Source organism: Actinomycetota bacterium (assembly GCA_005774595.1).
Lineage (GTDB): Bacteria > Actinomycetota > Coriobacteriia > Anaerosomatales > D1FN1-002 > D1FN1-002.
The window spans coordinates 10530-20183 of sequence record VAUM01000007.1 but is presented as its reverse complement, the minus strand read 5'-3'; the positions used below and the strand labels follow the sequence as shown (position 1 = coordinate 20183).

General features: G+C 69.8%; 7 protein-coding genes and 1 pseudogene (1 of these 8 cut by a window edge). All 8 read left to right on the top strand.

What is annotated here, in order from left to right; genetic code table 11:
- A partial coding sequence (locus FDZ70_00855; GenBank protein ID TLM80417.1) for a DUF4445 domain-containing protein occupies window positions 1-1269 on the top strand: 1269 nt, incomplete at its 5' end.
- A 1-nt stretch (window position 1270) separates the two neighbouring features.
- The gene (locus tag FDZ70_00850; GenBank protein TLM80416.1) at window positions 1271-2047 is read left to right on the top strand and encodes a carbon monoxide dehydrogenase; all 777 of its coding nucleotides are present in this window, start codon (window positions 1271-1273) and stop codon (window positions 2045-2047) included.
- Window positions 2048-2076: 29 nt separating this feature from the next.
- Window positions 2077-2949, top strand: a complete 873-nt coding sequence (gene folD, locus FDZ70_00845; protein TLM80415.1) for a bifunctional methylenetetrahydrofolate dehydrogenase/methenyltetrahydrofolate cyclohydrolase FolD — start codon at window positions 2077-2079, stop codon at window positions 2947-2949.
- Window positions 2946-3893 (top strand): acetyl-CoA decarbonylase/synthase complex subunit delta, encoded by a 948-nt coding sequence (locus tag FDZ70_00840; protein TLM80414.1) that lies wholly within the window; start codon window positions 2946-2948, stop codon window positions 3891-3893. Before folD ends, FDZ70_00840 begins: the two co-directional genes overlap by 4 nt.
- Window positions 3894-3927: 34 nt before the next feature.
- A complete protein-coding gene (gene cooS, locus FDZ70_00835) occupies window positions 3928-5880 on the top strand; it encodes an anaerobic carbon-monoxide dehydrogenase catalytic subunit (protein ID TLM80413.1) in 1953 nt (650 codons plus the stop codon).
- Entirely contained in the window at window positions 5873-8056 is a 2184-nt protein-coding gene (gene cdhC, locus FDZ70_00830) for a CO dehydrogenase/CO-methylating acetyl-CoA synthase complex subunit beta (protein ID TLM80412.1), read from the top strand. Before cooS ends, cdhC begins: the two co-directional genes overlap by 8 nt.
- A 31-nt stretch (window positions 8057-8087) precedes the next feature.
- Window positions 8088-9434 carry an acetyl-CoA decarbonylase/synthase complex subunit gamma gene (locus tag FDZ70_00825; GenBank protein TLM80411.1) on the top strand — a complete coding sequence of 449 codons (1347 nt, stop codon included), beginning with the start codon at window positions 8088-8090 and terminating at the stop codon, window positions 9432-9434.
- 9 nt (window positions 9435-9443) lie between these two features.
- Window positions 9444-9654 (top strand): annotated as a pseudogene (locus tag FDZ70_00820) (FAD-dependent oxidoreductase); it runs 1808 nt beyond the window's last position.

Here is a 9654-nt window from a genome sequence, read left to right as displayed (position 1 = left end):
CTCCTCGACCTGTCGACGGGCGACGTGCTGGCCCAGACCTCCGAGTACAACGCCCAAGTGAGCCGGGGCGATGACGTCATCTCCCGCGTCATCGCGGCGGGCAGACCCGGCGGCTTGGACGACCTCCAGCGACTCGTCACCGGCACGATCGGCCGCCTGGTCGAGCGCATGTGTGCGACCGTCGGGGTCGACCCCGGTCACCTCGCGTTCTACGTCACTGCGGGCAACACCGTGATGACCCACCTCCTCATGGGCGTCTCACCGGCGTACATCCGCACCGAGCCCTACGTCCCGGCCGCGAGCCGCTTCCCGTGGCTGCGCGCCGTCGACCTCGGCCTGCCCGGAGGCACCTGCACGGGACTCGAGGCCGTCGAGTGTCCGGCGAGCTGGCTCGGCGGGGACATCGTCGCCGGCGTCGTTGCGGCCGGCCTCCCGTGGTCCGAACGGCTCACGCTCTTCGTCGACATCGGCACCAACGGCGAGATCGTGCTCGGCACGAGGGACTGGCTCGTGTCGTGCTCGTGCTCGGCCGGCCCCGCGTTCGAGGGAGGCGGCATCCTCCACGGCATGCGCGCGGCGGCGGGCGCCATCGAGCAGGTGCGTGTCGACACCGTGACCCTGCAGCCCTCGATCGCGACGATCGAGGGGGCGCGCGCCGTCGGCATCTGCGGCAGCGGCATCATGGACGCCGTCTCCGAGCTCTTCCTCGCGGGTGCTATCGACCGCAGTGGGCACTTCGACCCCGAGCGCGCCGGCGAGAGGCTGCGCGAGGGCGAGCGCGGGCTCGAGTACGTGCTCGCGACCGCGGCCGACAGCGGCACCGGAGCCGACATCGTGCTGACCGAGACCGACATCGAGAACCTGATGCGCGCGAAAGCGGCGGTCTACGCGGGCGTGACCCTCCTGACCGAGAACGTCGGCGTCGCCGTCACGGACATCGAGGAGGTCGTCATCGCCGGCGGCTTCGGCCACTACCTCGACCTCGAGCGCGTGATCTCGCTGGGTCTGCTGCCCGAGCTCGAGATCGAGCGCTTCGTCTTCATCGGCAACAGCTCGCTGCTCGGCGCGCAACTCGCATGCCGGTCTGCCGAGATGCGCGCGACCTGCCGGCGTGTGGCGGAGATGATGACGTACGTGGAGCTCTCGGCAAGCGCCTCGTTCATGGACCGGTACGTCTCGGCGCTGTTCCTGCCCCACACTGAGACGTCGCTGTTCCCCAGGACTGAGGCGCTGCTCGCTGAGCGCTCTCGCGCGGGAATGGCTCACTGAGATGGCCTTCGCCATCGCCATGGCCGGCAAGGGGGGCACGGGCAAGACCACGACGGCAGCGCTCGTGGTCCGCGCGCTCGCCGAGCTCGGCGCGACGTCGATCCTCGCCGTCGACGCCGACCCCAACGCATGCCTGCACGAGGCGCTCGGGGTGGAGGTGGAGCGCTCCGTCGGCGAGATCACCGAGCAGATGCTGGCCAACGCCGAGTCGAATCCGGGCGGCATGTCCAAACACCTCTGGCTCGAGTACAACGTGCAGCGCTTCCTCGTGGAGTCTCGCGCGTTCGACCTGCTGTCGATGGGCCGCCCCGAGGGCTCCGGCTGCTACTGCTACGCGAACGACCTTGTGCGCGGCTGCATCGACGACCTCCAGCGCGGCTACGGCTTCGTGGTCATGGACAACGAGGCGGGACTCGAGCACCTCTCTCGCCGCACCACGCGCGACGTCGACCTGCTGCTGCTCGTCTCCGACCCGAGTGTGCGCGGCGTCGCGACCGTCGCGCGCCTCTCCGGGCTCGCCGACGAGCTCAAGATCGCCGTCGGCGCCCGCTACCTCGTGGTCGATCGCGCCACCGAGCCGCTCGATCCGGCGCTCTACGACGCGGTCGAGGGCACCGGCATCCCACTGCTCGGCGTCATCCCGCCCGACGAGGGCGTGACCCGCGCCGACCTGACCGGCGCCGGCCTGTTCGACCTGCCGGGAGACTCCCCCGCGCTCGCCGCGGTGCGCGCCATGCTCGCCGGCGTCGTGCAGCTACCCGCGGGCGCCACCGCCTGAACCCGACCACCGACCGAGAGGGACCGTACATGGCAGCGACCATCATCGACGGCAAGGCGATCGCGGCGAAGCGGCGCGCGGCCGTGGCCGAGCGCGTGCGTGAGCTCGTCGCGCACGGGGTGACGCCCGGCCTGGCCGTCGTCATCGTCGGCGAGGACCCCGCCTCGCAGGTCTACGTGCGCAACAAGCACAAGGCCTGCGACGAGGCGGGCATCCGCTCGTTCAGCTACGAGCTGCCCGACACCACCACGCAAGACGAGCTGCTCGCGCTCGTGCGCGAGCTCAACGGCCGAGACGACGTCCACGGCATCCTCGTGCAGTTCCCGCTGCCCGCCCACCTCGACGAGGACGCCGTCATCGAGACGATCAGCCTCGACAAGGACGTGGACGGCTTCCACCCGGAGAGCATCGGCCGACTCGTGGTGGGCAAGGACTCGTTCGTCTCGTGCACGCCGGCCGGCGTCATGGTGCTGCTCGAGGAGTCCGGCGTCGACCTGACCGGCAAGGACTGTGTGGTCGTCGGGCGCAGCAACAACGTGGGCAAGCCCGCGGCGCTGCTCGCGCTCGCGCGCAACGCGACCGTCACGATGTGCCACTCGCGCACGCGCGACCTGGCCGGCCACGTCGGCGCGGCCGACGTCCTCATCGTCGCCATCGGCCGACCGGAGATGATCAAGGGCGAGTGGATCAAGGAAGGCGCCGTGGTCATCGACATCGGCATGAACCGCCTCGACGACGGCCGCTTCGTCGGCGACGTCGAGTTCGCGGTCGCAAGTGAGCGGGCCTCCGCGATCACCCCGGTCCCCGGGGGCGTCGGTCCGATGACCATAGCCATGCTGCTCGAGAACACCGTCAAGTCCGCTGCAAGGGCCGCAGGCCCGGAAGCAGGAGGTGAGAAGTGACCTACCAGGACCCGATCGAGCGGCCGAGCGGCCGCATCCGCGAGGAGACCCTCGGCTCCGGCGACGGCGCAGTCGTCATCGGCGGCGAGAGCGCGATGCCGTTCTACCTGTTCGACGGCGAGATGCCGCGACGCCCCATCGTCGCGATGGAGGTCTTCGACACCGCACCCGAGAGCTGGCCGGCGGCGCTGACCGGCGCGCTGGGCGACGTGCTCGCCGACCCGGCGGCATGGGCGCGCTCGTGCGTCGAGACCCACGGCGCCGACGCCATCTGCGTCCAGCTCGCCTCTGCGGACCCCAACGGCGCCGACACCCCGCCGTCGCACGCGGTCGACGTGGTGCGCGCGGTCGTCGGGGCGGTGTCCGCGCCGCTCATCGTGTACGGCTGCGGCAACGCCGAGAAGGACGCCGAGGTGCTCAAGGCGGTGGCCGAGGCCGTGACCGACACGCGCCTCGCACTCGGACCGGCGACCGAGGACAACTACAAGCCCATCACCGCGGCGGCGCTCGGCTACGGGCATTCGGTCGTCGCCGAGACCCCCATCGACGTGAACATGGCCAAGCAGCTCAACATCCTCATCACCCAGATGGGGCTCGAGCCCGAGCGCGTGCTCATCGACCCGTCGACCGGGTCGGTCGGTTACGGCATCGAGTACAGCTACACGGTCATGGAGCGCCTGCGGCTCGCGGCGCTCAACCAGAACGACGCGATGTGCCAGATGCCGATGGTGTGCAACCTCGGGCGCGAGGCGTGGCGCACCAAGGAGGCCCGGATCGCGGAGGCCGAGGAGCCCGCATGGGGCGACGAGGCCAAGCGCGGCGTGCTGTGGGAGGCGTGCACCGCCATCACGCTGGCGCTGTCCGGCGCCGACGTGCTCGTCATGCGACATCCCGAGGCCGTGCGCCTCGTCAAGACCGCCATCGACGGCCTGCTCTCCCAGTAGGCCACTCAGGGACACGGAGAAGAGGTGTGAGCACATGAGCGACGAGACGACAACCACCGATCCGTCAGAGGTGAGCATCGACCCCACGGCGGCCGAGATGCTCCGGATAGCCGAGGCGTGCGAGATCGAGACGGTGTTCTCGCGCTCCCGCGAGATCAAGCCGTGCTCGACGGGTGCGACGAGCGGCTGCTGCAAGCTGTGCGCGATGGGCCCGTGCCGGGTCATCGGCAAGCACGAGCGGGGGGTCTGCGGTGCGTCCCGCGAGACCATCGCCGCGCGCAACTTCGTGCGCCAGGTGGCCGCGGGCGCCGCGGCGCACTCCGACCACGGCCGCGACGTGGCGCTCACGCTGCTCGGCATCGCCAAGGGCGAGATCGAGGGTGGCACCATCGCCGACGAGGTCAAGCTCGCCAAGGTCGCCGGCTACATGGGCATCGAGGCGGCCGGCAAGGATGTCATGACGCTCCTGGGCGAGGTCGCGCAGTGCGCGCTCGACCAGTTCGGCCAGCAGACCGGCGAGATCGTGTACGTAGAGCGGGCGCCGCAGAAGCGCAAGGATCTCTGGCGCACGTACGACGTGGTGCCGCGCGGGATCGACCGCGAGGTCGTCGAGGCCATGCACCGCACGGCCGCGGGCACCGACCAGAACTACCAGACCCTGCTCGACGGCGCGGTGCGCTGCGCGCTGGCCAGCGGCTGGGGCGGGTCCATGCTCGCCACCGACCTGCAGGACGTCCTGTACGGCACGCCTGAGCCCATCCGTTCCTCGGCGAACCTCGGCGTGCTGGCCGAGGACAAGGTCAACATCCTCATCCATGGCCACGAGCCGCTGCTGGCGTCCATGATCATCGACGCGGCGCACGAGCCCGAGATGGTGGCGCTCGCCGAGAAGGTGGGGGCAGCCGGCATCAACATCGCGGGCATCTGCTGCACCGCCAACGAGTCGCTCATGCGCCGCGGCGTGCCGCCGGCGGGCAACATGCTCCATCAGGAGCTCGCGCTGCTCACCGGCGCGGTCGACCTGATGGTCGTGGACGTACAGTGCATCTTCCAAGGCTTGACCGAAGTCGCGTCGCACTTCCACACCAAGCTCGTCTCCTCGAGCGCCAAGGCCAAGGTCGGCGACTCCGAGCAGATCATCGTCGACGAGCACAGGCCGCGCGAAGCGGCACGCGAGATCGTCCGCGCCGCCATCGAGAACTTCCCGAACCGCGACGCCGCCCGCGTGCACATCCCGCACGTCTCCGAGCCGCTCGTCGCCGGCTTCAGCCACGAGTACATCCGCTACATGCTCGGCGGGAAGATGCGGGCGTCGCTGAACCCGCTGAACGAGAACATCGTCAACGGCCGCATCCGCGGCGCCGCGGCGGTCGTGGGCTGCTCGAGCCCGCGCGCGGTACAGGACTACGCGGTCGTCAACGTGGTGCGCGAACTGATCGCCAACAACGTGCTCGTGGTCGTGACCGGCTGTGCCGCCATCACGAGTGGCAAGCATGGCCTGCTCACCCCCGAGACGATGGCCTTCGCAGGCGAGTCGTTGCGCGAGGTCTGCGAGACGGTCGGCATCCCGCCGGTGCTGCACATGGGCAGCTGCGTGGACAACTCGCGCATCCTCACGCTCCTCACCGACGTCGCCGCCACCGGCGGTCTCGGCGACGACATCGCGGGCCTGCCCGCGGTCGCGCTGTCGCCCGAGTGGTACTCGGAGAAGGCACTCGAGATCGCGACGTACGCGGTGGCCAGTGGCGCGCACGTCATCTTCGGCGGGGTCGGCTCGCCCGTGGAGAACAGCCCCGTCGTGCAGCAGTACATGATCGACGGTTGGACGGAGCGCTACGGGGGCTCGTTGCGGTTCATCAAGGAGCCGCAGGACATGGTCGTGGCGACGCTCGACCTCATCGACAACGCCCGCAAGGCCCTGAAGATCGATGTCGCTCAGGAGCGGGTGCTGTTCGACATGGACATGAGGAGGGAGCTCAGTGTCTAAGATCATCGCTTCCGCGGCGATCCGCGGCGCGCACAGCATCTTCGCCAAGACCGAGGCCAAGCTCGCCCGTGCCAAGGAGAGCTTCGGCGCCGACGCTGCCGTCGAGTTCCCGAACACCGGCTACTACCTGCCGGTCATCTACGGCCTCACCGGTGAGAAGGTCTCCAAGCTCTCGGACATGGACACGGTACTCGGCTACGCGAAGGACCTGCTCCCCGAGGTGCCGACCGAGAAGCTGTGGCTCCCCTACCTCGGCACGACGCTGGACGCAGGTATAGCGACCCTGCTCGCCGAGGAGTGCCACGAGGCGCTGGGCTACCTCGACAACGACCCGCCCCCCGTGACCGACCTGTGGCTCGGCGCCGCCGACGACGTGATCATGCGCGCCAAGGGCGTCGAGTTCGTCGACGGCTCGGCGCCGGGCTTCGCCGCCGTCGTCGGCGCCGCGCCCGACAGCGCGACCGCGGTCCGCCTCGCCCGCGAGATGCAGGAGAAGATGCTCTACGTCTTCATCGCGGGCAACGACGGCACGACTTCCTTCGGCGAGCAGCTCGAGTCCGAGGGCATCCAGCTCGGCTGGGACACGCGGCTCGTGCCGTTCGGCCGCGAGGTCTACAGCCAGATCTACTCGGTCGGCTTCGCCACGCGCGCCGCGATGGCGTTCGGTGGCGTCCAGCCGGGCGACTACGAGCGCATCCTCGCCTACAACAAGAGCCGCGTCTTCGCGTTCGTGCTCGCGCTCGGCGAGGTCTCCGACGAGTGGTACGCCACCGCGGCCGGCGCCATCTCCTACGGCTTCCCCACCATCGCAACCGCCGACATCCCGCAGATCCTGCCCACCGGCGTGTGCACCTACGAGCACGTGGTATCCAACATCGGGTGCGACGAGCTCGTGCAGAAGGCCATCGAGGTGCGCGGCCTGAAGATCAAGGTCCTCGACATCCCGATCCCGGTCTCCTACGGTCCCGCCTTCGAGGGCGAGCGCGTCCGCAAGGAAGACACCTTCGCCGAGGCGGGCGGCCAGAAGTCGACCGCGTTCGAGTTCGTGCGCACGCTCGACGCCGCGGAGGTCACAGACGGGAGGATCGAGGTCGTCGGACCCGAGCTCGCCGACCTCCAGGAAGGTGCGACGGTGCCGCTCGGCATCGTCGTCGACGTGGCCGGCCGCAAGATGCAGTCCGACTTCGAGCCGGTCATCGAGCGGCAGCTCCACCACCTCATGAACTTCGCGGAGGGCGTGCTCCACATGGGCCAGCGCGACCTCATCTGGCTGCGCATCAGCAAGGCCGCCAAGGACAAGGGCTTCAAGCTCGAGCACATCGGCGAGATCCTGCACGCCAAGCTGCTCGACGAGTTCGAGGCGATCATCGACAAGGTCCAGGTCACCATCTACACCGACCAGGCCGAGGTCGAGAAGTGGGAGGAGGTCGCGCGGAAGGCCTACGCCGAGCGCGACGAGCGCATGGCGGGGCTGACCGACGAGACCGCCGACGTCTTCTACTCATGCACCTTGTGCCAGAGCTTCGCGCCGAGCCACATCTGCGTGGTCACGCCGGAGCGGCTCGGCCTGTGCGGCGCGTACAACTGGCTCGACGCCAAGGCGTCCAACGAGCTGAACCCCACCGGCCCCAACCAGCCGATCGCCAAGGGCGCGCTGCTCGACGAGCGCACCGGGACCTGGTCGGGTGTCAACGCGTTCATCGCCGAGAAGTCCGGCGGAGCGGTGCAGACGATGAGTTGCTACTCGCTGCTCACCGACCCGATGACCTCGTGCGGCTGCTTCATGTGCGTCATCGCCATCATGCCGATGTGCAACGGCGTCATGATCGTGAACCGCGAGTACGCCGGCATGACGCCCTCGGGAATGAAGTTCTCCACGCTCGCCGGCACCATCGGCGGCGGCGTCCAGGTCCCCGGCTTCATGGGCATCGGCCGCGGATACATCGCGAGCCGGAAGTTCCTGTCGGCCGAAGGCGGCCTCTCGCGGGTCGTGTGGATGCCGAAGGAGCTCAAGGAGGGCATGCGCGCCTCGCTCGCACCGCGCCTCGAGGAGATGGGCGACCCCGGTTTCCTCGACAAGGTCGCCGACGAGGCCGTCGGCGAGACCGAGGAGGCCGTACTCGAGTTCATCACTGCCAACGGGCATCCTGCCCTGACCATGGACCCCTTGTTCTGATGGACCTCTGACCCGAGGAGCGACTCTACCGATGGCTCTCACCGGACTGGACATCTTCAAGCACCTTCCGAAGACCAACTGCGGCGACTGCGGGGTGCCCACCTGCCTGGCGTTCGCCATGAAGCTGGCCCAGGGCCAGGCCGAGCTCGTCTCGTGCCCGCACGTCTCGGAGGAGGCGGCCGCAGCCCTGTCCGCGGCCGCCGCGCCGCCGATGCGCGGCGTCACCATCGGCACGGGCGACCTGGCGTTCACGGTCGGCGAAGAGACGGTGCTCTTCCGCCACGAGAAGACCTTCGTGAACCCGGCCGCCATCGGCGTGTCGATCGCCGTGTCGGCCTCCGACGACGAGATCGACACGGTGGTCGCGCAGGCCGACGCCGCGGTCTTCGAGCGCGTGCAGCAGGTGCTGCGGTGCGGCTTCGTGGCGCTGCGCGGCTCGGGCGACCCGGCACGCTTCCGTGCGGTCGCAGAGCGGGTCTCGGCAAGGACGGGGCTGCCGCTCGTGCTCATGTCGGCAGACCCCGCCGAGATGGGCGCCGCACTCGAGGCCGTCGGGTCGCGCAAGCCCCTCATCCACGCCGCCACCGAGGCGAACCTCGACGCGATGGTCGCGCTCGCCACCCAGCACGGCTGCCCGCTCGCGGTGCGCGCGGGCGGCGTCGAGGCCGTCGCCGCCCTCGCCGAGCGCGCCGCCGCCGCGGGCGTGAAGGACCTCGTCCTCGACACCGCACCCGCCACGGCCGGCGCCGCGCTGCGCGACCGGGTCTTCGAGCGGCGTGCGGCACTCGATGGCCGCTTCGCCCCGCTCGGCTACCCGTGCATCACGTTCCCCGGCGACTTCGCCGGCGGCGACCCACTTCTCGAGACCACCTACGCCGCGGTCGACCTGGCCAAGTACGGCAGCATCATCGTGCTGTCCGGTGCCGAGCCTTGGCGCATGCTGCCCCTGTTGGTACTGCGCCAGAACGTGTTCACGGACCCGCAGCGTCCCATGCAGGCCGAGGCCAAGATCTACGAGTTCGGCAATCCCGGCCCGGACGCGCCGCTGTTCGTGACCACGAACTTCTCGCTCACCTACTTCATCGTCTCCTCCGAGCTCGAGGGAGCGAAGATGCCCGCGCGCCTCGGCGTCGTCGACGCCGAAGGGCTGTCGGTACTGACCGCCTGGGCTGCGGGCAAGTTCGTGCCCGAGCGCATCGCCAAGTTCCTCAACAGCTCGGGCGTGGCGGACGCGGTCTCGCGCCGCGAGGTCATCATCCCCGGCGCGGTCGCCCAGATCTCCGGAGAGCTCGCCGAGGAACTGTCCGGCTGGACCGTGACCGTGGGCCCGTATGAGGCCGCCGACCTGCCCGCGTACATGAGGAAGCGCGCCTCCTGAGGCGGAGACATGAGGACGACGACGGCGATGGCACGCATGCGTGAGGAGAGGAAGGCCGGGCACGCGCCAGCCCGCCTGTTCGCGCCGTGCCGGGCCGCCTGCCCGGTGCACGTCGACGTGCCCGGCTACCTGCTCGCCATCGCGGAAGGGCGCTTCTCGGACGCGCTCGACCTCGTCATCGAGCGCAATCCGCTGCCGTCGGTCTGCGGCCGCGTGTGCC